The sequence below is a fragment of the Terriglobus sp. 2YAB30_2 genome, assembly GCF_052114765.1.
Taxonomy (GTDB): Bacteria; Acidobacteriota; Terriglobia; order Terriglobales; family Acidobacteriaceae; genus Terriglobus.
In genome coordinates, this window is record NZ_JBFRFJ010000003.1 from 484,971 (window position 1) to 506,929 (window position 21,959).

20 protein-coding genes are annotated in these 21,959 nt (G+C 58.2%); 8 read left to right on the forward strand and 12 right to left on the reverse strand.

The genetic code is table 11. The features are described 5' to 3' along the window. Nucleotides 1–118: 118 nt before the first annotated feature. A complete protein-coding gene (locus AB4Y89_RS07355) occupies nucleotides 119–508 on the forward strand; it encodes a response regulator (protein ID WP_442300258.1) in 390 nt (129 codons plus the stop codon). Between the two features lie 198 nt (nucleotides 509–706). Here the strand turns inward: AB4Y89_RS07355 and AB4Y89_RS07360 are convergent, their stop codons facing one another. Continuing rightward, the gene (locus AB4Y89_RS07360; protein ID WP_442300259.1) at nucleotides 707–2,011 is read right to left on the reverse strand and encodes a glycosyltransferase; all 1,305 of its coding nucleotides are present in this window, start codon (nucleotides 2,009–2,011) and stop codon (nucleotides 707–709) included. Nucleotides 2,012–2,302: 291 nt separating this feature from the next. On the opposite strand from AB4Y89_RS07360, the gene AB4Y89_RS07365 reads away from it, so the two are divergent. From AB4Y89_RS07365 to AB4Y89_RS07385, 5 genes are all read left to right on the forward strand, one after another. Continuing rightward, on the forward strand, nucleotides 2,303–3,046 hold the full coding sequence (locus AB4Y89_RS07365) for a FadR/GntR family transcriptional regulator (RefSeq protein WP_442300260.1): 744 nt from the start codon (nucleotides 2,303–2,305) through the stop codon (nucleotides 3,044–3,046). Nucleotides 3,047–3,134: 88 nt separating this feature from the next. Next, nucleotides 3,135–4,448: a lactate racemase domain-containing protein gene (locus tag AB4Y89_RS07370; protein WP_442300261.1), complete on the forward strand. Its 1,314-nt coding sequence runs from the start codon at nucleotides 3,135–3,137 to the stop codon at nucleotides 4,446–4,448. Between the two features lie 14 nt (nucleotides 4,449–4,462). Beyond that, a complete protein-coding gene (gene larE / locus AB4Y89_RS07375) occupies nucleotides 4,463–5,308 on the forward strand; it encodes an ATP-dependent sacrificial sulfur transferase LarE (RefSeq protein WP_442300262.1) in 846 nt (281 codons plus the stop codon). A gap of 81 nt (nucleotides 5,309–5,389) precedes the next feature. Further along, complete coding sequence (gene larB, locus AB4Y89_RS07380) at nucleotides 5,390–6,148, forward strand: nickel pincer cofactor biosynthesis protein LarB (protein ID WP_442300263.1); 759 nt, start codon at nucleotides 5,390–5,392, stop codon at nucleotides 6,146–6,148. A gap of 181 nt (nucleotides 6,149–6,329) precedes the next feature. After that, on the forward strand, nucleotides 6,330–6,779 hold the full coding sequence (locus AB4Y89_RS07385) for a nuclear transport factor 2 family protein (RefSeq protein ID WP_442300264.1): 450 nt from the start codon (nucleotides 6,330–6,332) through the stop codon (nucleotides 6,777–6,779). Nucleotides 6,780–6,947: 168 nt separating this feature from the next. Here the strand turns inward: AB4Y89_RS07385 and AB4Y89_RS07390 are convergent, their stop codons facing one another. From AB4Y89_RS07390 to AB4Y89_RS07400, 3 genes are read right to left on the reverse strand one after another with little or no spacing between them, the layout of a single operon-like run. Next, nucleotides 6,948–7,868, reverse strand: a complete 921-nt coding sequence (locus AB4Y89_RS07390) for an SDR family NAD(P)-dependent oxidoreductase (protein ID WP_442300265.1) — start codon at nucleotides 7,866–7,868, stop codon at nucleotides 6,948–6,950. A 33-nt stretch (nucleotides 7,869–7,901) separates the two neighbouring features. Further along, complete coding sequence (locus AB4Y89_RS07395; RefSeq protein ID WP_442300266.1) at nucleotides 7,902–8,402, reverse strand: DUF2141 domain-containing protein; 501 nt, start codon at nucleotides 8,400–8,402, stop codon at nucleotides 7,902–7,904. Between the two features lie 42 nt (nucleotides 8,403–8,444). Then, on the reverse strand, nucleotides 8,445–9,104 hold the full coding sequence (locus tag AB4Y89_RS07400) for a hypothetical protein (RefSeq protein WP_442300267.1): 660 nt from the start codon (nucleotides 9,102–9,104) through the stop codon (nucleotides 8,445–8,447). A 291-nt stretch (nucleotides 9,105–9,395) separates the two neighbouring features. Between AB4Y89_RS07400 and AB4Y89_RS07405 the strand changes: the two genes are divergently transcribed. Beyond that, nucleotides 9,396–11,357 carry a sensor histidine kinase gene (locus AB4Y89_RS07405; RefSeq protein WP_442300268.1) on the forward strand — a complete coding sequence of 654 codons (1,962 nt, stop codon included), beginning with the start codon at nucleotides 9,396–9,398 and terminating at the stop codon, nucleotides 11,355–11,357. Next, nucleotides 11,326–12,093: a LytR/AlgR family response regulator transcription factor gene (locus tag AB4Y89_RS07410; protein ID WP_442300269.1), complete on the forward strand. Its 768-nt coding sequence runs from the start codon at nucleotides 11,326–11,328 to the stop codon at nucleotides 12,091–12,093. The genes AB4Y89_RS07405 and AB4Y89_RS07410 overlap by 32 nt, the downstream gene beginning before the upstream one ends. A gap of 121 nt (nucleotides 12,094–12,214) precedes the next feature. Here AB4Y89_RS07410 and AB4Y89_RS07415 read toward each other — a convergent pair whose 3' ends face one another. The 8 genes from AB4Y89_RS07415 to AB4Y89_RS07450 all read right to left on the reverse strand — a co-directional run bounded on the left by AB4Y89_RS07415 (nucleotide 12,215) and on the right by AB4Y89_RS07450 (nucleotide 21,866). Beyond that, nucleotides 12,215–12,373 (reverse strand): hypothetical protein, encoded by a 159-nt coding sequence (locus AB4Y89_RS07415; protein ID WP_442300270.1) that lies wholly within the window; start codon nucleotides 12,371–12,373, stop codon nucleotides 12,215–12,217. 347 nt (nucleotides 12,374–12,720) lie between these two features. After that, nucleotides 12,721–13,863: a cellulase family glycosylhydrolase gene (locus AB4Y89_RS07420; protein WP_442300271.1), complete on the reverse strand. Its 1,143-nt coding sequence runs from the start codon at nucleotides 13,861–13,863 to the stop codon at nucleotides 12,721–12,723. A 109-nt stretch (nucleotides 13,864–13,972) separates the two neighbouring features. Then, a complete protein-coding gene (locus AB4Y89_RS07425; protein WP_442300272.1) occupies nucleotides 13,973–14,362 on the reverse strand; it encodes a DUF1801 domain-containing protein in 390 nt (129 codons plus the stop codon). Nucleotides 14,363–14,602: 240 nt separating this feature from the next. Continuing rightward, nucleotides 14,603–17,698: an efflux RND transporter permease subunit gene (locus AB4Y89_RS07430; RefSeq protein ID WP_442300273.1), complete on the reverse strand. Its 3,096-nt coding sequence runs from the start codon at nucleotides 17,696–17,698 to the stop codon at nucleotides 14,603–14,605. Between the two features lie 2 nt (nucleotides 17,699–17,700). Next, entirely contained in the window at nucleotides 17,701–18,777 is a 1,077-nt protein-coding gene (locus AB4Y89_RS07435; protein ID WP_442300274.1) for an efflux RND transporter periplasmic adaptor subunit, read from the reverse strand. Continuing rightward, nucleotides 18,774–20,021, reverse strand: a complete 1,248-nt coding sequence (locus AB4Y89_RS07440) for a TolC family protein (RefSeq protein ID WP_442300275.1) — start codon at nucleotides 20,019–20,021, stop codon at nucleotides 18,774–18,776. Before AB4Y89_RS07440 ends, AB4Y89_RS07435 begins: the two co-directional genes overlap by 4 nt. A gap of 73 nt (nucleotides 20,022–20,094) precedes the next feature. Then, complete coding sequence (locus AB4Y89_RS07445) at nucleotides 20,095–20,511, reverse strand: hypothetical protein (RefSeq protein ID WP_442300276.1); 417 nt, start codon at nucleotides 20,509–20,511, stop codon at nucleotides 20,095–20,097. Between the two features lie 65 nt (nucleotides 20,512–20,576). Next, complete coding sequence (locus AB4Y89_RS07450; RefSeq protein ID WP_442300277.1) at nucleotides 20,577–21,866, reverse strand: putative bifunctional diguanylate cyclase/phosphodiesterase; 1,290 nt, start codon at nucleotides 21,864–21,866, stop codon at nucleotides 20,577–20,579. Nucleotides 21,867–21,959: the final 93 nt, after the last annotated feature.

Below are 21,959 nucleotides of genomic sequence, written 5' to 3' on the forward strand. Positions count from 1 at the left end.
GCGGCCCCTCATCCTTGGAAAGCCCATTCGTGGCGGTTCTTTTATGCCGCTGAACGTCTTTTCGCTGCTTCGTTGCATTTAGAAGCAGCGCTCATCGAAAGAAATCGAGGTGAAGCAGATGACGAACGAAAATCGTCCGCTTATCTTCGTTGTTGACGACGAAACATTGATCTCAAGGTCTCTTGCGACGATTCTCAAGCAAGAGGGCTTTTCTGCCTGCGACTTCAACGATCCACGTCGCGCGCTGGAGATGGCCCTCATCACACCACCCGATCTGCTTCTCAGCGATGTCATGATGCCCTATCTCTCGGGCATCGAGCTCGCCATCGCTATGAAAAAGATCACGCCATGCAAGGTGCTGCTCTTCTCTGGTCAAGCCGGCACCGTGGACCTTCTGGAGTCAGCTCGAAACCGGGGCTACGACTTCGAGCTGCTGCACAAACCAATCCACCCCGCAGAGCTGCTCCGGGAGATACGTCACTCGCTGCCATTCGAGCTTTGCAACTAACCTCTAGAGCAATTCTCCTAATGCCGTAGCTCTGGATAATTCCGCGAATGCCGTTTTCTTCGCAGGAAAACGGCGCAAGCAGTCAAAACTCCGCACTACCCTCTTAGGAGAAATGCTCTAGTGCCCCGCATCAATGCCGAAACGAAGATGCCCCGCACCCGACATTACAGATGCGGGGCATCTTGTGTGACTGCAGGGCTAGACGCTCGCCAGCTCTTCTTCCGCAATGACGCTGCTGTTGATAAAGGGCTCAATCGCCAACAGGGTGTTGCGCAACGCGTCGCATCCTTCATATGCACAACTCATCGCCTGTGCCTTCTGGCGGTAGCGGCTTTCTGCGAGAACCGTCCGTACTGCATCGCGAATCTGCTCCGCTGTCGGCGTCCCGGTCCTGAGGTCGACACCGCAGCCACTCCATGCCACACGCGCAGAGACGAAGGGCTTATCCTCCGAAGCACCGGCACTCACAATCGGCACCCCAGCACGTAGGGCCATCTGTACGCCGTTGTAACCTCCATTGGTCACAAAGACGTCCGTCTTCGGCAGAATGGCCGCGTACGACAGATAGCTCTCCAGCCGGGCATTCGCAGGAATGCGCACCGCGCTCGCATCAGCGCCGCCAGCGGTTGCGACGACCTGCACCGGCTCATCGGCCAGGCCATCCAGTGCGGGTTGAAGTAACTGGTTGAAGTCATAGTTGGCGATTGTGCCCTGCGTCACAAACACTACCGGTTTCGCGGGATCGAGAGCCTGAACCCACGAAGGAGCCTCCACATCGTCGTGTTTCGGAATCATAGGCCCGACAAAGGCCATATTGTGCGGCAGCTCTTTCATCGGAAACTCAAATGCCGGAGTGGTGAACTGCAGAAACAGGTCGGGGCGCTCGTACAGTTCATCGAAGAGGAAGGTCTCCAGACGTTCGCCACAGCATGCTTCGATCTTGTCGCTCACATAATCAGTTGCCGGCTGAAGCGCAGCCGCGATCTGAGCGTTGTGTTCCGCATTACGCTGCAGTCCCTCAGGAGAGCTGTCATGCCCAGTGAACGGAGAGACCTCGGCATTACGACACATGCAGGGCACAATGCCGCAGGAGATGATTGCGGGACGCTCGGCGCGTGACTTCATCAACATGGGAAGGATGCCCATGAACAGCAAGTCCGCCAACACGGCATCGACGCCTTCAGTATCCACCAGGCGCTGCAAGGCGGCGTACTGTTCCGCAATGGCGTCTCCGAAGACATGTTGCATGTCATAGGTGATCTGCGGCAGACCAGGCTCGACGCGGCTGCGTTCAGGAAAGTAAACATCCTGGTAGCGCATGTCATAGTTCGCCGCTCCAGCAAGCGGCACATAGCCGAGACCGGCGGTCTCGACACAATCACGGTAGATCTCACCCGTCAGTACGGTAATGCGATATCCATTGGCAGCCAGATGCTGAGCCACCGCCATCATGGGGTTGAAATGACCTGGAACGGGTGTAGCAGCGATAACAACGTGTTTCATCGAAGGGAAACTCCTGACAAAGTAGAAATAAGGGCACGCAGACAAACGGGCAGCATGTGCGCGATGACGCATACGCATCACTGCTCCTGAAAGAGCGCCTGAACACTGCAACCGAAAGGGGGACGTGAGATCTTCCTGCGGTCATCGACGACCGGCGCAGACTGCATGAAGAAGGGCGGAAGTATCTCCGAAATGAGCATACGCCCAAATCATCTGATCGGTTCCGCGAAAATCGATCAAAATACAAGAAAAACGTTTTCCTTCATCCATCGCGTACCATGGTGGCGAAGCATGTCCTCGAACAGCCATCCCACACCGCGGCTCTATCAGCGCGTAGCAGAACAGATCTCCGCCTACATCCGGGAGCACCGTCTTGAGCCAGGGCAACGTCTACCCTCTGAAAAAGACCTTGCCCGCAAACTCAACGTCTCCCGGCCGACGATCCGCGAGGCGATGATCGCCCTGGAGATCGCGGGACAGCTCGAGATCCGTGTCGGCTCCGGCGCTTATATCCGTCAGGCGCCGCATCAGGTTCCGTTGCTGCTCGATGCGGGTCCGGGGCCATTCGAGCTGCTGCGAGCGCGTCTTTTAATCGAGGGCGAGATCGCTGCCGATGCTGCTCTCAACGCCTCTGCCGAACAGCTCAAACAGATTGAGGCCACTATTCAGGAGATGAAGGCGCTCGATGCAGCCGGGCAGAATGCACAGATCACCGACCGTCACTTTCACGTCGCGATCGCCGAAGCAGCGCGCAACAACGTCCTCGCCAGCATTGTGGACAGCCTGTGGGCGGGCATCTTCTCGCCCATCTTCCACTCGCTCTCGCACCTTGCCGGACTGCAGCATCATCAGCAGATGACGCTGCGCGACCACCAGGCGATCCTTAGAGCCATCAAAGCACGTGATCCACAGGCAGCCCGCGCCGCCATGCGCAACCACCTGCGCCACGTGGAAGACATCCTTGCCGGTCAGCCGGAAAAGACGACCCGCCCTAAAAAATCTGCCCGAAAATCCACTTCCCGGAAACCTGCCTGACCAATTCTTGAAATTGGTCAGACAACTATGACATCCTTAAAATCATTGAGGCAGGCGCATCGCCGCCCCAGAGGAGACGAAACAACCCATGCCGTGGTTTTCCATTGAGGGCGACGCCCTCACCGAAGCGCAGATCCAATCCGCCGTTGACCGCCTTCTCACCGAAGCTCGCACGCGCATCAACAAGGACCTGAAGCGCGTTCTGCTGCTTCCCCCGGATCTCACCCGTGCCCACTCCGGCGCCGGCAAGATCACGGAGCTGCTCTACAAGGCGCTTCCCGACGCTCATGTCCTGGTGATTCCCACGCTCGGCCAGCACATTCCCCACACCGAAGCCGAGAACAAGTGGATGTTCGGCGATATTCCGCACGAGCGCATCCTTCCCCATGACTGGCGCAACGGCGTTACCCACATCGGCACCATCCCTGCCTCGCTGGTGAAGGAGACCACCCAGGGCGCCGCTGACTGGGAGATCCCCGTCGACCTGAACTCTGTTCTGATGGACCAGCAGTGGGACCTCATCATCAACGTCGGCCACGTGGTTCCCCACGAAGTGCTGGGCTTCGCCAACCACAACAAGAATTACTTCATCGGCCTTGGCGGCAAGGAGACCATCTGCGCCTCGCACATCGCCGCTGCCGTCTACGGCATTGAGAACAACCTGGGCTGCCTGATCACACCACTGCGCGCGACCTATAACTGGGCGGAAGAGAATCTGCTGAAGCATCTGCCGGATGTCTATCTACAGATCGTGATGCAGCGCGACGCCAACAATAAGCTGGTCACGAGCGGCATCTTCGTCGGCGACGATCTCGACACCTATCTGCAGGCCGCCCGCAAGAGCCGTGAGCAGAACATCACAGTCTTCGAAAAGCCCATCAAGAAGGTCGTCGCCGTGATGCAGGCCGATGAGTTCCGGGCAACCTGGGTCGCGAACAAGGCGGTCTACCGCACCCGTATGGCGATCGCAGACGGCGGCGAGCTGCTGATCATCGCCCCCGGCGTGGAGCGCTTTGGCGAACAGCCCGAGGTCGATGCCCTTATCCGCAAGTATGGCTACAAGGGAACGCCGCGCACGCTCTCGCTCTACAAGACCGAGGCCGACATGCAGGAGATTCCGCATGGCGTGGCGCACCTGATCCACGGCTCCAGCGAAGACCGCTTCACCATCACCTACGCTCCCGGCCATCTCAGCAAGGAAGAGATCGAGCAGGTTGGCTACGACTACGCCGACTGCGCCGAGATGCAGAAGCGCTATGACCCCGCCGTCATGAAGGAAGGCTGGAACACCATGCCTGACGGTGAGGAAGTCTTCTACATCAGCACGCCTTCGGCCGGCCTGTGGGCGACTGCCGAGAAGCTGCATAACCCTAACCGCCTGGACTACGGCAAGAATCTGTAACGCAGCAACTGTATATGGACACACTCGCAGCAAAACGCGAAACCCTGCGCCGGGAGCTGGCCACGAGCGAACATCTTCTCGTGGCCTACTCCGGCGGCGTCGACTCAGCCTATCTGGCATGGGAGGCGTACCAGGTCCTCGGCGACCGCATGCAGGCCGTCATCGCGGACTCCCCCAGCCTGCCGCGGAAGCATCTCTCGGCAGCCATCGACTTCGCACAGCAGCACAGCATTCCTCTCCGCGTGATCAACACCCGCGAGATGGAGAAGCCGGACTACGTTCGCAACGACAGTCAGCGCTGCTTCCACTGCAAGGACGAGCTCTTCCACGCCATGGAAGCACTCAGCCGGGAGCTTGGCATCGCCACCATCGCCTATGGCCGCAACCTCGATGACAACGGCGATTTCCGCCCGGGCCAGCGTGCTGCAACACTGCACCATGCCACGGCTCCGCTGGCGACTGCGCAGCTCGGCAAGCAGGAGATCCGCACCCTGGCTCGCAACGCCAATCTCACCGTGTGGGATAAGCCCGCTTCGGCCTGCCTTTCGTCGCGACTCGAATACGGCCGCGAGGTCACACCGGAGGCTCTGGCCCAGGTAGAGGCCGCTGAAGACGCGCTCAATGCCCTTGGCTTCCTGCAGGTCCGTGTACGGCACCATGGCACACTCGCCCGCGTCGAGATCGCACGCGAAGAACTTCCACGCGCCCTATCGATGGAAGCGCTCGACAGCATCACCACTGCTCTCCGCGCCGCGGGCTTCCAATATGTGACGCTCGATACACAGGGCTACCGCAGCGGCAGCATGAACGCCATTCTCCCTATTTCAACCCTCACAGCTAACCTAACTGGCAACCAATAAGTCCTTATCTACCGGCATGCGGTTGCCCCATGCATCGCAAAGCGATGCGTGGGAAACAACGTTGAACATCACTGGAAACACATGCATCGCGAATCTCTGCTCCGCCTCCTCGAACAGCTCCGCACCAGCGCCATCTCTACCGAGCAGGCCGCTGACGCGCTGACGCACCTTCCCTTCGAAGACACCGGCTTTGCCAAGATCGATCACCATCGCGCCCTGCGCTCCGGCCTTCCTGAGGTGATCTACGCTGCCGGCAAGACACCGGAACAGACCGCCGCGATCTTTCAACGCATCGCCGCCTCGGGCGTGAACGTGCTCGCGACCAAGGCAGACGCTGCACATTTCGCCGCGGTGCAGACACTGATTCCTGCCGCCGAATACCACGCTCTTGCCCAGTGCATTACCCTGCGGCAGACTCAGCAGCCACGGCACGAGGGCACCATCGCGGTCGTCTGCGCCGGCACCAGCGATCTTCCGGTTGCGGAAGAGGCCGCCATCACCGCGGATCTCTTCGGGGCCAATGTTCTACGCATCACCGATGTCGGCGTCGCGGGCATTCACCGCCTGCTCGCGCAGCGTCCCCTGCTGCAGACAGCAGATGTCGTTATCGCCTGCGCCGGCATGGAAGGCGCCTTGCCCAGCGTGCTGGGCGGCATGGTGGGCGTACCGGTCATCGCCGTCCCCACCAGCGTAGGGTATGGTGTTGCCTTCCACGGCATCACGGCCCTGCTCTCCATGCTGAACTCCTGCTCGCCGAACACCACCGTCGTCAACATTGATAACGGCTTTGGAGCCGCGTATACCGCCACCCTCATCTGCCGCGGGCAGCAGAAGAAGTAATCCTTAGCGAAGCCATTTGAAACGACGCTGGCTGCACAATGACTATTGACAGCAGCGCCGTGACCGAGTATAAGCGTGCCCCACCTCAAGGAAGGCGGCGCCGCCGCGCGGTAAAGTTCGCGGCGACGGCATCATCCGCGCCGACCACAGGGATATCTCGAACTAAGAGGGAGAGATAGCGATGAATCGGAAAATCACGTTCGCGTTCCTGGCAGTGTGCTGCTTGGCGGTAGCCATCACAATGTTCGCGCAGGGCGGCACGTCCGCCAACATCCAGCAACTCGAAAAAGACATGCACCACGCGCAAATGGATAACGATGCCGCATGGTATCAGGAGCACCTGGCTGACGGCTATGTCGAGGGATACAGCTGGGGCGACTGGGCAACCAAAGCTGAGGCCATCAAGCAAATACAGGACAAGTCCATCAAATTCACTAAGGGCGAGGTCAGCGAGGTGAAGGTAACGAACTTCGGACCCAACACCGCGGTCGCACACTATAAGTTCACCTACGACGCCACCATCAACGGCACACACCGTGCTCGTACGGTGATTTGCAGCGACACATGGATCAACCAATCCGGCGCGTGGAAGCTCGCTGCCAACCACTGCTCGCACGTCGAGGGAACCTAGGTGACATAAATCATGAAGAGCAACATTTATGACAAGAACTTCTGAGATACCACCCTAGAGCATTTCTCCTGTTGCTGGGTAGCCCGGAAGGGGAGTGCAGCGGCGTTTTCATTGGGGAAAACGCCCATAGATGCATAAGCCCTGCACTACACCTACAGGAGAAATGCTCTAGCCATCCCGTGTGGTTTTACCGCCGTCGATAACCATCTGCGCACCAGTCATATAGGGAAATTCATCGGAAGCAAGCGCCAAGGCAAACGATGCGATCTCTTCGGGAGTCGCCATCCGTTTCATCGGAACATGGGACCTCGCCCAGATGTCCGCAGCAGCTTTCCACACTACATCCGGGACGTCCTCCATGTGGGCTACTCGCCTTACCAACGCGGTATCGGTGGTTCCAGGAATGAGTGCGTTGATGCGGATACCCCTATCCACATAGTCAAGCGCAGCGGACTGGACAAGACCAATGAGTCCGCGCTTGCTCGCGGTGTAGGCGGAACGCTTCTCTGTCGTTGCGATTGCATTGGACGAGGAGGTCACGACGATGTTTCCGCCGCCGGCGGCAAGCATGTACGGAATCTCGTACTTCATCGAGAGAAAGACACCACGCACATTCGTATTCTGAATATCATCCCATTCGGCAGCGCTGTATTCGTGAAGCGGTTTCTCGAGCGTGATACCGGCATTGTTGAATGCTATGTCCAGACGCCCGTACCGCTGAACGACCCGATCGACAAGAGACCGTACGCTGCTTTCATCACGTACGTCCGCGCGAATGTAGACAGCCTCACCGCCCTGAGATTTGATACCACGCTCTACTTCCTGTCCGAGAGTCTCGCGGCGTCCACAGAATGCAACCTTTGCGCCCTCTGCCGCAAAAGCGATCGCGGCTGCTCGCCCGATCCCGGAGGTTGCTCCCGTAACAAGAACGACTTTGTTTTCAAACCTGCGGCGTGAGTTGGTTTGCGTGGCAGTCGTGTACGTTGGCGCCGCACCGCGGGCGCATCCGGCGACACCGCCCGTTATTGCGGCTGCGGTCATCGCCAGCATCGTGCGCCGGTCGAGAGCTGCATGTTTCTCTTCAGACATAAGTGAACTCCTCCGTATTCGGTTCGAGATGAATTAGTAGAGCAAGGAGATCTCGATCGCCTTTTCAGGCTGGTCCAGCTGAAACTTCGCTTCGGCAAATTTGGGAGGCCCCATGGATTTCTTCGGATTGTTTGAGGCGCCATAGCCTTCCTTGGGAATGCCGAAGATGTTCTTATCAAGCTGGCCGTTCATGTTCTCATCATGAAAGACCGATACAGCATAGACACCCGGGGGAAGGCCATTCAGCGTGACCTGTGCGCGTAAGGTCTGCGGATCGATCCTGACCTGGAGCGTGCGAAACGCCTTCGACTTATCTCCGGGAAAGCCCGCCCCATCCTGGAACAGGGCAATAGCAATCTGCCCTTTGCTATTTCTCGCGCCGGCAACCTGGACAGTAAGTTTTGAAGTCGCTCCAGCTTGCGAGGCAAACTCGGAAGCGAGGCCCGAAGAAGCGATGCCAGGAGAAGCGAGGCCAAGACCAGATGCAAGCAAGGCAATTGCTGCGATGCACGTGAACAATAGATAGCGCTGCATATTCCCTCCACCATCCACTTCAAAAAGCTATGGATTAACCGATCAACGCCGCGGAGCGATAAATTCGCCGATCAGATTTCCACCTGCTTTGAACACAAACGACATATTTCCAATCCGCAAGGCATCGGCTGGTTCGTAGCGGCTCGGATACCACGCATTCACCGCCATAAACGAACCCGCGTACGGAGATACAAGAGAAGGCACAGAGAATACGGTCCGTCCGCTTCTTGTCTTTGCTGTCAGCACGGAGGCAAACGCATGTGCGGTTCGGGGAAAGAAGCCCGTACAGTCGCACCGGTGGTAGGCGACGTCCTCATGAATCAGAGCGCCCAGGGAGTACTCAGCGGTCTTCGCGGTAAGGTTCATGGTGAACCTTGATCCATAACGTTCGCCGTACCCTTGACCACCCGAATCCCATTCCGGGGGCGCCGGTTTTCCTTGATCGATCCCCGCGCCGATTGCCGAGCTGATTAATCCGGGGGGACCAAATGTTGAATACAGATAGTTTCGGTACTGTTGTTTGTGGTCAGGAAAGCGATAGGCGCCGCTACTGCGCACCGGCGCATTGGTTGCAGTGATGGTCGAGGGGTCCGTCTCAGAACGCGGGGATAAGTCGGAACTGCTCTGGGAACTCGTCTGGGCGCATGCAGCAACACTGGCGATCCAGATCAAACATGCGGCTATCTTCATAGTGGAGATCATGTGTTCCTCCTTACACACGCAGTCTTATCGACAAAGTGTGGCCGGCCAAGCCGGAAGAGATAAACGCGGCAACTTTGACGGCGAACGCGGCTTAGACCGATTGAACGAGGTGACGAACCCTTCACATCACGCAACCACACGCCGTCAGGCAGTGCCGGCGGCCGGTCTCAGCGCTGGAGACGATATTCCGTGCGCTAACGTCTTCATTTCCGGCACTCATTCCTTTTCTTTGCTGTTCCTGCAAGAATTGCAGGAGAGTAAAGGGCGGAGGCGATCCCGGATCGTGCGGCCATGGACTATCGTGAAGCGAACATCCTCGCGCAGACATTTGGGTTCGCTCTCGGAACCGCGCTCTCAGGTCTACTTCTCTTCCTTATCTATCGTTCGGGAGGAAAGAATCGAGGAGCCCGCTTTTGGTTTGCGGCTTGCGTCCTCATTGCGAACGGAGCCGGCTTATTCAAGAATCTCGCACTGCTCGGCGATCCGAATCTAAATCCTGTACTCGAATACCGCATCCGCTCAATTGGCTTCGCAGCCGGAGCGCTTTGCCCTTGTGGCATTCTTTCCATCTGGCGCTCGAACGCGGTCACCAGTCTTCGGCGCAGAGCCGGAAGCTGGATCGTCCTCTACTCGGTGATCAGCGGAAGCTTGATTGCGGTCTCCGTCATCGCAGGAACATGGGCAACCGCGCAGCTCATTGCTATCCCGGGATTGAATCTACTCACGGCACAGAACGCGGTTGGAAATCTGGCCATCTACAACGGGCTCCTGATTCTGATCGTGGGTGGGATGACGCTACTGCCGGGTACGCTGAGAGGGCCGACGGATCAGATTGCGATCGCGTTGATGATCCTGGGGCTACTTGTGTGTACAGCCGGTGCAGTCGCCAGTTTCTTCCTTCCTCCTCCCGGCACCGTGGCACACCTGGCCCAGATAGGCAGATTTCAGGGCGTAATTCTGCTTGTGATTGGCGTGTTCTTCTATTTCTCCCACTTCCGGGCTGCTGATGTCTTCGCTAAGATCGCACTTCGCCTGATTCTTGGCGGCTTGCTGGCGCTCGGCGGAGCCCTTCTTTTGTTTGGACCAATTGCTTCGGCGACTCACAACATGCCGCTGCCACTGGCAACAGGAACGCTGCTGGGTGTAGCGATTCTGAGCGGAACCATCTTGCTCTACCTGCGGTTGGGATACTGGATTGACCTACTTGTAGAACGCAGGGTCTTTGGGAAACGGGACCCTCGACAGATGATGCAGGAGTTTCGACAGCAGATCGGATCTCTGGACTCCAGGACGTCACTCATTGCATCAATCCAATCCGCAGCCGTAGAAACACTCGCAATGAGGCCGGAAGAGATTCAGGTTGAGCCGGGCGTCCCTGATCACACCGCACCGCCGGCCGATCTGCTGATCCCCATTCCATCAAGCAGCAAACCGATTCGGCTTGCGGTCTCTCTGCAAGGGGAGCGAAGAACGCTTCTCACAACAGAGATTGATCTATTGCATGAGATCGCCCTGCACGCGGGAAAGCGGCTCAACGATCTTGAACGCGAGGAAGAGAGAATCGAACGGGTTCGCATGGAAGGCCACCTCAGCCGTCAATTGGTGGAAGCGGAGTTGCGTGCACTTCGGTCACAGATCAATCCACACTTTCTTTTCAATTCACTGAATACGATCGCTTCCCTCATACCGTCGGAACCGGATAAAGCAGAGAAGATGACGATCCGTCTGAGCAGCATCTTCCGGTATGTGCTGATCCAATCGGGCCGGCCGTTCAGTTCTCTGCACGAAGAGATGGAATTTCTGCGAACCATCCTTGAGATCGAGCAGATCCGGTTCGGGGAGAGGCTGTCCGTGACATTCGAGATTGACTCGGCAGCCGAACACCTGATGATTCCGTCGCTGATCCTGCAACCGTTGGTTGAGAATGCGATCAAACACGGCGTTACCCCGAAGATCGGCAAAAGCCATATCCTTGTCGGGGCTCAGCTTCACGACAACACGATCCAGATCAGGATTGAGGACGATGGACTTGGCTTCCGCACAGACAATGACCTTGACCGCCGGATGCGGCCGCATATGACGAACGGCACAGGCATCGGTTTACAGAATGTCCGGGAGCGGCTCAGCACACTCTATGGCACGGCTGCTGCCCTGACTCTTTCGGATCTCGCAAGTACCGGATGCAGGGCAACCCTGACGATTCCCATACATGGAGCGAAGGATGCAAATTCGAGCATTGCTCGCGGACGATGAACCAGCGGCACGGGCACGGCTGCACAGACTGCTCGACCGCGATTCGAATATTCATATCATTGGTGAAGCAGAAAACGGTGTCGAGGCTCTTCAGGGCATTGAGCAGCTTCGTCCAGACCTGCTCTTCCTCGATGTTGAGATGCCGGGCCTGAATGGCTTTGAGGTTCTGAAGAGCCTTTCAGCGGACACACCTCGTCCCTTCACGATCTTCATCACCGGCTTTCACGAGTACGCGATGGAGGCCTTTCGCGAGCGCGCGATCGCTTATCTTCTGAAACCGATCGAAGAAGAAGATCTGCGAGAGATGGTGGAGCGCGCTGCCGTCCTTATTCAGAACGCCTCGTCCCGGCGGGTAGAGGACGAAAAGGTGAATCGGCTGCTCGGCAACGCACCGGCCTCCATGCAGCGGATCGTCGCCAGAAAGGCCAACCGGATCTTCCTCATGAATCCCTCTGATGCTGTCTATTTCTTTATGGACAGCGGCATTCTGCGGATGCGGGTTGAGAACGATACCTACTGGGTGAACTACCAGATCGGAGAGTTAGAAGAGGCGCTGGAAGAACGCGGTTTTTTCCGCGCCCATCGAGCCTCGCTGATCAACCTGGATCGCATCAAAGAACTTCGGCTCGATCCCGGAAGCAGTATCGTGCTCGTCATGAACGATGCGAAGAACTCCGAGATCGAGGTCAGCGAGCGGCAGGCACGTGCTCTCCGTGCACGTATTCCAGGATTGTAGGTGCCGCAGCGGGACGATTATTTCTTCGATTCTTCAGCAAGAAAATAAACGGGGCTGTGGCGCAACACTCGCGTCGTCAGCAGGCGGCTTCCGTCCGATGAAACATGGAAAGACCGCGCTCCTAGGAAGGGAGCATCGACCGGAGCGATCCGCTCGATCCGGATTTGGTGATCGTAAGATGAGTAACGGCGAGATAGATAGTCCAGGCGGTTACGCGAACGTGTAGCCACCAGGGTGCGTTTTTAACGCCGTCAAGCCAAACGCCATCGATCGTCGGCACCTAGAGCATTTCTCCTGTTGCTGGGTAGCCCGGAAGGGGAGTGCAGCGGCGTTTTCATTGCGGAAAACGCCCATAGATACGGAATCCCTACACTACACCTACAGGAGAAATGCTCTACCCGCTCAAGCAGTTCTATAGAACGGGCCTTCAGCCCTTTAACATTCTGTGGGGCACCAAACCTGGGGCGTTGCCCCAGGCTGGTATAGAACGCGCCTTCAGCGCTCAGAGCCGTAGCTCCTTTTGTTTGTCATTTCGAAGCGCTCGGGGTCCCCGGCCAGCTTGCTGGCCGGGGTGAAAAGTAGCGGAGAAATCCGCTTTTCTCCCGTTTCTTTATCGGTCGCCCATTATCACGAACCTTGCTTCGGATTCATCTTGCGAGCAGTGTCACGCAGTATCTCGATCTCCCTCTCACGGTAGGGATGACCGTCAGGGTAGAAGAGATCGTGGAACCAGACGGTAGGCTCACGCCCGACGTAAGGAACCTGCCAACTATCCCACGGCAGGTTGGTCTGCATCTTGCCCTGAACCAGGCCCCAGTTGATCATGCCGACATGGTGCGCTGCTGCAATCGGCAGAATGGTGTCGATGGTGGAACCGGCGCCGCGCGCCATATACTCCGTGCAGAGAAGGGGCCGATGCAACTTCTCCAGGCCGGCCACCCGGCTCTCGAACTTCTCTGGCCAGGAGTAGTCATGGAACGAGATGATGTCACTCTCTGAGAGCTGAATCTTCTCTGTAGCAGACCAGTTCCCCGGATCATTCCAGGAGTCGTGTGTCCACACACCGCTTGTCAGCGGTTGCTTTGGCCCCTGAGATCTTGCCCAGGCGAAGACCTGCGGTAGAAGAGCGTTCATCAGCTGCGTCTTGTCTTTGAGGTTGTTTGGGTATTTGCCTCCGCCCGAATTGTCGGGTTCGTTCCAGACATCCCACGCCAGGATGCGATCGTCATTGGCAAAGGCGCCGACGATTCCCTTCACATACGCCTCGAACCGGGGCTTGTTCGCCGGATCGGCGAGGGCGATTCCAGGGCTCTGTACCCAGCCGGAATTATGAATGCCGGGGATCGGCGGATGCTGCGGTCCCAGCTTGGGATCAGGATCCCAGCAGGAATCAAAGAGAACGAGCACCGGTTTGATGTGATGCCGGGCTGCCATGGTGAGCAGGTTGTCAAGCCGCTGCTTGAAGCCTGCGGCGTCCTGCTGCCAGAGAAGATCGTGCAGGAAGATCCGCATCGTGTTCATACCCGCGGATTCGGCCCAGCCGAACTCCTTATCGATCTCGGCGGGGTTGTACGTCTCGCGCTGAAACATCTCCAGCTCATTGATTGCGTCGACGGGAAGAAAATTACTTCCCACGGGCCAGGGGTTGGCACGCATGTAAGTCCACGCCTGCTCTTCTGTCCAGCGCTCACGAGGGGAATTCGCATGCAGAGATGTGGAACCGAAACAGAGCGCGAGCACAGCGGCCGCAAGAGAGTTGCGAAGGATCACAATGATTTCCTTTCTCGATGTTGAGAAACGATCCTAGCGCGCGGCACACATCACCGGCAAACCAGTGCACTGTACCTACGGCGTCCTCATATCCTCAGGATCTCCGCGTCTATTTCCGAGCCTTGGGCTTGCTCTTGCTCTCCAGATTGAGTGCCACCGCAGCTACGATGAGCCGCTTCAAGGCAGCTTCATTGATCTTGTCCCCTTCGTGGATGTCGATGGCTCGCCTGACATTCCCTTCCAGGCTGGAGTTGAACAGGCCGGACGGATCATCCAGCGCAGCTCCCTTGGCAAAGGTCATCTTGACCACGTTCTTATAGGTCTCGCCCGTACAGACAATACCGCCGTGGGACCAGACGGGTGTGCCCCGCCACTTCAGCTCCTCCACGATCTCCGGATCTGCCTTGTGGATAATCTCGCGTACCTTCGCGAGCGTCTTCCCACGCCAGTCGTCGAGTTCCTTGATCTTCTCATCGATGAGTGCAGCAGCAGACTCCATAGGACAACCCCTTTCCGTTAGAGCATTTCCCTGTTGCTGGGTATCCCGGAAGCGTGTGCAGCGGCGTTTTCATTGCGGAAAACGCCCATAGATGCGGATGCTCTGGACTACACCTACAGGGAAAATGCTCCACCGGCTTCCATTTTCACCGCATCCGGACAAAAGCTGCAACACGGCAGCATGCACTCAAAAAAAGGGGGCTGGGCGCGACGCCCAACCCCGCCAGGAACTTATATCGATCTATTCCGGCTCTGCTTCAATATGCGATCGCCGGCGAGCCATCAGCGGCATGAGGAACAGGATCGACAACACCGTGGTGATCATGCCACCCACGACGACACGCGCCAGCGGCTGCTGGGCTTGCGCGCCGATAGCGTTCATGACGGCAGCAGGTAACAAACCAAGGCCGGCAGACATACATGCCATCACGACAGGCCGCAGCTCATCCAGACTGCCGTTTTTGAGGCCATGCTGAGGATCCTTCTGTTGTGCGCGACGCAAGCCCGCCAGGAAGACCACAGCACCCAGGGTTGTAACACCGGTCAACGATGTAAAGCCGACGGCCGCCGAGATACTGAAGGCCGTGTGCGTCAGCATCAACGCCATGATGCCGCCAACGTAGCTGAACGGAAGCACCGCCAACACAATCAGAGCGTCCAGCCAGGTCTGGAACTGCAGATAGAGCAGCACCAGGACCACCAGCAGGCTGACCGGCACAATCAGCACCAGCCGGCTTTGCTCCTTCTTCAGTGAATCGAACTCACCGGCCCAGGTGTACTCATACCCCGCCGGCAGCGTGATCTTCTGCTTCAACTGCTGCTGCAGATCCACAATCGTCGAGGCCAGGTCGCGCTCACGCACGCTGAACTTGATGGGGATATAGCGGCGCCCACCCTCGCGATAGATGGTGAAGCTTCCCTGCCGAATACCGATGTTCGCCACCTGTGCCAGCGGCACGTGGCTTCCATCGGGAGTCGCCAGCATGATCTTCTCCACCGCATCGGGGGTCGAGCGAAACTCGGCGGGATAGCGCACCGTAAGGTCGAACCTGCGGTCGCCCTGGATCATCGTCGAGACCGGAGCCCCTCCGACGGCAGCCTGCACGGCCGCGTTCACATCGCCCGAGGCCAGGCCATAGCGAGCCGCCTTGGCACGGTCCACATCGATCACCAGGCTTGGAGCTCCGTTCACCTTGAAGATACCGACGTCCTGCACGCCGCGAACGCCGCTCATCACGCCCTGCACCTTCTCGGCGATATCGGTCAGCGTTGCCAGGTCATCGCCGAAGATCTTCAGCGAATTCTCACCCTTCACGCCGCTCATCGCCTCTTCTACATTGTCCTGAATCGCCTGCGAGAAACCGAAGACCACGCCGGGATATTTGCTGAGCTCATGCTGCATCTGCTCGATCAGCTTGTCTTTATTCCCGTGAACATCCTTCGGCCACTCGCTCGCCGGTTTCAGGCTGACACCGAACTCCATATTGTTGAAGGTGGTCACATCAGTGCCGTCATCAGGACGTCCTATCTGGCTGACGACCTGCGTCACCTCAGCGAACTTCCCCAGATCGGCACGCACCTGGTCAGAGAGCTTCGTCGCCTGCTCGAAGGAGATATCCTGCGGCAGTGTTCCGCGAATCCAGAGATTGCCCTCTTCCAGCGGAGGCATGAACTCGCCGCCGACAAACACCAGGAAGCAGACCACCGCTGCCGCCAGTCCGGCAAAGGCAAACACCCAGACCAGTTTTGCGTGCTCCAGAGCCCAATCGAAGGCGCGGCCGTAGTACTTCTCCAGAAAGCGGTTCAGCCACGTGCCCTGGTGCCCCAGCTCTTCTTCGTCGTGCTCTTCCACCGAGTCCTTCATCGGAGCCGTGACAAAGCTCAACACCGGCGCAAAGACAAGAGCAAACAACAACGCGCCCGTCAGCGCAAAGCCGTAGGTCACGCTCATCGGCGCGAAGATCTTGCCGGGAACACCCTGCATGGTAAACAGCGGAATGAACGCCACCAGAATGATGAGCGTCGAAAAGAGTACGGGTCTTGCCGCATCCTGCACACCCATGACGATCATCTCCGCTCGCCCATGCCCCGGCTCGCGACGTGAGAAGCGGCGATAGATGCTCTCCAGCACGACGATCGATGCATCCACAAGAATGCCGAAATCGATGGCGCCAATCGAGATCAGGTTTGCTGAACGTCCAGTAAGCGTCATCAGCGAGAACGCAAACAGCACCGCGAACGGAATCGTCGCCGCTGCAATCAGCGTGATGCGGAAGTCGCCCAGCATCAACAGCAGCACCAGCGTCACCAGGATCAGGCCGGTGATGATGACGTGCTTTACCGTCTCCGTTGTAAGACCGATGAGCCGCGTACGGTCATAGATGGTCTTGATCTGCATGCCCGGCGGCAACAGGCCTCCGGTATTCAGTTCGGCCAGCTTCTTCTTCAGGCCTTCGAGTGCCGGCAGGCTCTGCCCTTCCTTCTGCAGCAGCACAATGCCTTCGACGATATCGTTCTGGCCATTGCGGCCGATCTTGCCCAGCCGTGGCTGATAGCCTTCCTTCACATTGGCGACATCGCGCACCAGCACCGGCGTACCGTTCTTCTGCGCGATCACCACGTTGCCGATGTCGGTCGTGTTCTTCAGCAGGCCCAGCGAACGTACGTTCACGTTCTGGTCACCGAGCGACAGGTAGTTTCCGCCGGCGTTGGCGTTGCTGTTCTGTACTGCGGCGATCAACTGCGACAGCGTCACGCCGTAGCTGAGCAGCTTATTCGGATCGGGCTCGATCTGATACTGACGTGTCGTGCCGCCGAAGGTGGTGATGTCGATGATGCCCGGCACCTTCTTCAACTCGCGACGGACCAGCCAGTCCTGTGTGGCTTTCAGCTCATTCAAGTCATAGCCAGGGCCTGCGAGCTGATAGCGGTAAATCTCACCGATCGGCGACCACGGCGACAGCTGCGGCTGCAGTCCATTCGGCAACTGGATGGTCTGCAGACGATTCAGAATCTCCTGCTTATCGCGGAAGTAGTCTGAATCGAAGCTGAAGTAGAGCTTCACGTCGCTCAGGCCGAAGATGCTGATCGACCGGATCTGCTCCAGATGCGGCGTACCATTCAGGGCCGTCTCGATCGGCGCGGTTACCTGCTGTTCTATCTCCTCGGCTGACCACGCCGGGTTCTGCGTGATGACCTCCACCAGCGGCGGCGAAGGATCCGGATATGCTTCGATATCCAATTGCAAAAACCCGAAGGTGCCCGCGACCAGCCCGGCCGCCAGCAGAATCAGCACGACTGCGCGATAGCGCAGCAGCGTCTTCAGAAAGGCTTCCATTGCTAGTCTCCTACCGGCGTACGCAGGAACGCCGCTCCCTGGGTCACGACCACATCGCCATCGTTCAGCCCGCCGGCAATCTCGACCTTGTCACCATGCGTCGCCCCCAGCTTCACTGCGCGGGCGTCATACTTCTCGCCGTTCTTCACATAGACGCTGGCGATATCGCCGTCGTGAATGACAGACGCCATCGGCACCAGGATCATCTGCCGCTGCCCCATTCCGATACGGATGGAGCCGAACATCTGTGGCTTCAAGCGATGGCCCGGGTTGTTCATCACCACGCGCACCTTCAGCGCATGGGTCTGCGGATCGAAGACGTCGCCGATATTGGCGACCGTTCCATGGAAGGTCTCTCCCGGATATGCCTGCAGCGTTACATCCGCCGAGGAGTGCGACTTCACAACTGACAGATCATGCTCGAAAACATCGCCGACGATCCACACGGAGTCGAGATTCGCCACCGTCGCAATGCCGTTCGAGGTCTCCAGCGACCGCTGCATCTCGCCCGTCGCTGTTCCAATCTCCAGCACCGACCCACCGATCGGGGAAACCACGGCCGTAGTATCGGAGGTCCCAGTCTCGCTGAAGCCAAGCTCACGGATGCGCTGCCGCGCACGCTCCTGCTCGCTGTGCGCCGCATCATCGGCAGCCTTCAACTCATCGAAGTCAGCCTGGCTCAACACCTCGTGCGCCAGCAACAACTTGCCGCGATCCAGAGCGCGCTCGGCACGCATTGCCTCGATCTTCGCCTTCTCAAAGTCGCTGCGGGCCGCAGCCACATCACCGCTCTGCAGCGTGGCCACGGTCTGCCCCTTCCGGACCTCCTGGCCTGGCTGTACCTCCAGGCTCAGCAGGCGGCCGCTCAGTGGAGCATAGACATGCACCATCTTGCTGGGGTCAACATCAACGTGCGCAGGAATCTCCAGCCCATCGCTCACTGTTTGCGGATGCACAACCTCGATCTTGAGATTGACCTTCGGCTTCGCCTCCGGCAAAGCCTTCTCGTCGCTCTTGCATCCGCTTAATACGCCAAGCGCTGCGCCCGTCATCACCAGCGTCATCACGCTTTTCTTCATGGCAGAATCTCCGTGTACGTCACATAACTCAGTTGGTGGATCGCAAGCTGCAACTGCGCATTCGCCGTCAGGCTCTGCAGGTTCACCGATCGGTAGTCCTGCAATGCGCTCAGATAATCAAGCAGCGTTCCCTGTCCGTTGCGATAACTGAACTCCAGGTTGTCGCGTACCCGCTTCGCTTCATCCAGATACTTATCGCGATAGCGTGCCGCCTGTGCCTGGGCCGTCTGATATGCCTCGTAAGACTGATCCACATCAGCAATGGCCTGGTTGCGGGTGGCGGTCAGCGCCAGTTTGCTGGATTCCAGTTCGTACTTGGCGCGCTCTTTCTCGCCCTGGTTGCGATCGAAGACGCGGAGCGGAATCTGCAGGTTGAAGCCCGCAGTATTCGCATGGCCGCTATGCTCGAACTCGCCTTCCAAGGTCGGGTCGGTCGTACCGTTCGCGTATGCCAGGCGAACACCCGCCTGATTGACAGCGACCTGCTGCGACGCTGCCTTTACGTCAGGACGAGTATCCAGCGCCTTCTGACGCAGATCGTCCAGCGTCAGCGCCGGAGCCGGCGTTTCCAGCGAACCGGTCACATCGAAGTCCGTCTTCGGGCGCTCAATGCCCATCAGGCTCTGCAACTGTGTCGATGCCTGCTGCAAGGCCAGCCGGGCATTGTCGGTATCATTCTCAAACCCGGCAAGCTGCAGCTCTATGCGAGCGAAGTCGTTCCGGCTCATCTGCCCCGCATCCAGGCGCACCTGCATCAGCTCAACCGTCCGGCGATATCCGGCGAGGTTGTCTTCACTGACGCGAAGCGCGTCTTTCGCGAACAGCATCCGGGTAAACGCCTGTTTGATGGCGAAGTCCGTCTGCCGCTGCAGGTCGACTCTCTGCGAATCGGTAAATGCGGTTGTTGCGCGCGCCAGATCAAGACGAACGCCGCGCTTGTTGCCGCGTTCGAATAACCGCTGCACTCCGGCCGTATAGAAATCCGGTCCGTTCGGGTTATCAGGACCCAACGTCACCATCTGTCCGCTGCCCGTCAGCACCGGATTCTGTCGCAGACCCGCCGTAATCTCACCGGCCTTTACCGCTTCAACATGCTGCGCTGCCGACAACAACGACGGATTCTGCTTATGCGCAAAATCCAACGCCTGCGGCAACGTCATCGGCGGCGAAGCGCTCTGCTGCGCCCCGGCCCATGCTGCCTGCAGGAGAGGCAGCATCAGGCAATATGCCCAGCGCATCTTCATGGATGCACTCCTTCTCTATCTCGTGAAAATCTTATGGTTTTATAAAAGCCGCACAGACTACGGCTCGACGCAGCTACAGAACTGCAACTGGTGGCGGACGAACGCCCAGCAGAGGTGCAAAATCTTCATTCAGGAACCGGCGAATACGCGTATCTGGACGAGCCAGTACCTGCAACCGGCGCAGCACAGACAACAGTGCGATGACCAGGCATAGCATTTCCAGGCACAAAAGCTCGAACTCCAGCGTCACACCTTCATAATGGCGCCGCATCGTCAGATCCTCGGGCTCAGTCAATTTGCGAAGCACCTGCAAATCGTCCGAGATGGAGATCACCGGTAACAGCAGGAAGGCCACCATCACGGCAGCCGTCAGAGCACGCCCCATCGGAGCGGTCAGCTTGCCGGTGCACACACCGATCCACACGCCGCTAACCATCGCAAGAGCAATGGCGAACCATGCAAGGTTGAGGAAAGATTCCACTAAAGGCATTGTAGAGCAACTTCCGAAGGAAGCGTGTCACTCTCTGGAACACGCATCTCCTCCATAAGACGCGCTCAGGCTCGTTTCAGTACTGGTAATGTTGCCAGAACATTCATCTTGACCGGCGGTGAGAACAGATATCCCTGAGCCTCAGAACATCCATGCCGGTCCAGGAAGCGGCGCTGTTCTTCGCGCTCTACTCCTTCAGCAACCGTGGGAATACCGAGATGTTCGCTCATCGCCAGCACGGCGCGCGTGAGGGCGCAGTCCTTCTGACTCTCTGGAATATTCATCACGAAGCTGCGATCAATCTTCAGGCGATCCACAGGAAAGCGCCGCAGATATCCGATGCTGGAGTATCCCGTACCAAAATCGTCGACTACGATCTTCACGCCCATCTCGCGCAAGGCGTACATCTGCTGGATCGAGCGTGGATCTTCGCGCAATAGAGTACTTTCGGTAATCTCGAACTCAACCTCGTTGAGATGGATACCCGTCTCCGCTACGGCCGCTTCCACTACATCCAGCAATTGAGGATCGGCCAGTTGCGATGCAGTCACATTCACAGCCAGACGCAGGCGCGCATGCCCTTCCAGGGTGGTCCACTGCCGACAGGCCTCACGGAAGACCCAACCGCCGATGGCGGTCATCATGCCGGCATGCTCGGCCAGTGGCACAAATGTGCCAGGCATGATCAGCCCACCGTCTTCAGTGCGCCAACGCAGCAGGGTCTCGGCGCCGGTCATGGCGCCACTGTCTAAACGCACGATCGGCTGAAACTCGAGATAGAGACCGCCGTTGACCAGCACATTGCGCAGCTCGCGTTCCAGCTCCGCCTGCCGCAGCTCCGCCTCTTCGGCCGCGGAATCATACAGAAACAGCCGCTCTCCCGTGGACCGGCGGGCCATGCCCAGCGCCGCATCGGCGCGACGCATCAGGTGGGTCACCGTTGGATTCGACTTCGGCAGCAGGCTCACGCCGATACTCGCCGTCAGACGAAGCTCACCGGTCAGCCCTACCGACACCGGAACCTTGAACGTTCGCACCAGCGCCTCACCGACCTGGTTCACCTCTTCCCGGGTCGTGCGGCTCAGCAAAACCACCATCTCATCCAGGCGGATGCGGCCGGCAACATGATGTGGCGGGCAGACCTGACGCACCCGGCTCGCCAGCTCATGGAGGAAACTCTCCGCCTCACCTACCGAAAGTGACGAACAGATTTCGTACAGACGATGAATGTCGATCAAAAACACGGCCACCTGCGCCCCACTGGAGCGGTTTGTATCGATCGCCTCTTGCACACGTGCGCGAAAGAGCTCGCGGTCGCTCAACAGCGACTGCGAAGGAATGTCACAGATTCCCATAGTGATGGCCTGAAAAGACTGCCACTTTATAGCACAATGGCAAACCGCTCAAGTAATACCAAAATAACGCCTTAGGTAAGCGCCATAAATACA

What these genes read in the sequence shown, in the direction of transcription:
- AB4Y89_RS07435 (WP_442300274.1), bottom strand. Translation starts at nt 18,777, where the DNA reads ATGAAGAAAAGCGTGATGACGCTGGTGATGACGGGCGCAGCGCTTGGC.
- larE (WP_442300262.1), top strand. Translation starts at nt 4,463, where the DNA reads ATGGACACACTCGCAGCAAAACGCGAAACCCTGCGCCGGGAGCTGGCC.
- AB4Y89_RS07365 (WP_442300260.1), top strand. Translation starts at nt 2,303, where the DNA reads ATGTCCTCGAACAGCCATCCCACACCGCGGCTCTATCAGCGCGTAGCA.
- AB4Y89_RS07440 (WP_442300275.1), bottom strand. Translation starts at nt 20,021, where the DNA reads ATGAAGATGCGCTGGGCATATTGCCTGATGCTGCCTCTCCTGCAGGCA.
- AB4Y89_RS07370 (WP_442300261.1), top strand. Translation starts at nt 3,135, where the DNA reads ATGCCGTGGTTTTCCATTGAGGGCGACGCCCTCACCGAAGCGCAGATC.
- AB4Y89_RS07400 (WP_442300267.1), bottom strand. Translation starts at nt 9,104, where the DNA reads ATGATCTCCACTATGAAGATAGCCGCATGTTTGATCTGGATCGCCAGT.
- AB4Y89_RS07355 (WP_442300258.1), top strand. Translation starts at nt 119, where the DNA reads ATGACGAACGAAAATCGTCCGCTTATCTTCGTTGTTGACGACGAAACA.
- AB4Y89_RS07390 (WP_442300265.1), bottom strand. Translation starts at nt 7,868, where the DNA reads ATGTCTGAAGAGAAACATGCAGCTCTCGACCGGCGCACGATGCTGGCG.
- AB4Y89_RS07425 (WP_442300272.1), bottom strand. Translation starts at nt 14,362, where the DNA reads ATGGAGTCTGCTGCTGCACTCATCGATGAGAAGATCAAGGAACTCGAC.
- AB4Y89_RS07445 (WP_442300276.1), bottom strand. Translation starts at nt 20,511, where the DNA reads ATGCCTTTAGTGGAATCTTTCCTCAACCTTGCATGGTTCGCCATTGCT.
- larB (WP_442300263.1), top strand. Translation starts at nt 5,390, where the DNA reads ATGCATCGCGAATCTCTGCTCCGCCTCCTCGAACAGCTCCGCACCAGC.
- AB4Y89_RS07405 (WP_442300268.1), top strand. Translation starts at nt 9,396, where the DNA reads ATGGACTATCGTGAAGCGAACATCCTCGCGCAGACATTTGGGTTCGCT.
- AB4Y89_RS07395 (WP_442300266.1), bottom strand. Translation starts at nt 8,402, where the DNA reads ATGCAGCGCTATCTATTGTTCACGTGCATCGCAGCAATTGCCTTGCTT.
- AB4Y89_RS07385 (WP_442300264.1), top strand. Translation starts at nt 6,330, where the DNA reads ATGAATCGGAAAATCACGTTCGCGTTCCTGGCAGTGTGCTGCTTGGCG.
- AB4Y89_RS07360 (WP_442300259.1), bottom strand. Translation starts at nt 2,011, where the DNA reads ATGAAACACGTTGTTATCGCTGCTACACCCGTTCCAGGTCATTTCAAC.
- AB4Y89_RS07430 (WP_442300273.1), bottom strand. Translation starts at nt 17,698, where the DNA reads ATGGAAGCCTTTCTGAAGACGCTGCTGCGCTATCGCGCAGTCGTGCTG.
- AB4Y89_RS07450 (WP_442300277.1), bottom strand. Translation starts at nt 21,866, where the DNA reads ATGGGAATCTGTGACATTCCTTCGCAGTCGCTGTTGAGCGACCGCGAG.
- AB4Y89_RS07410 (WP_442300269.1), top strand. Translation starts at nt 11,326, where the DNA reads ATGCAAATTCGAGCATTGCTCGCGGACGATGAACCAGCGGCACGGGCA.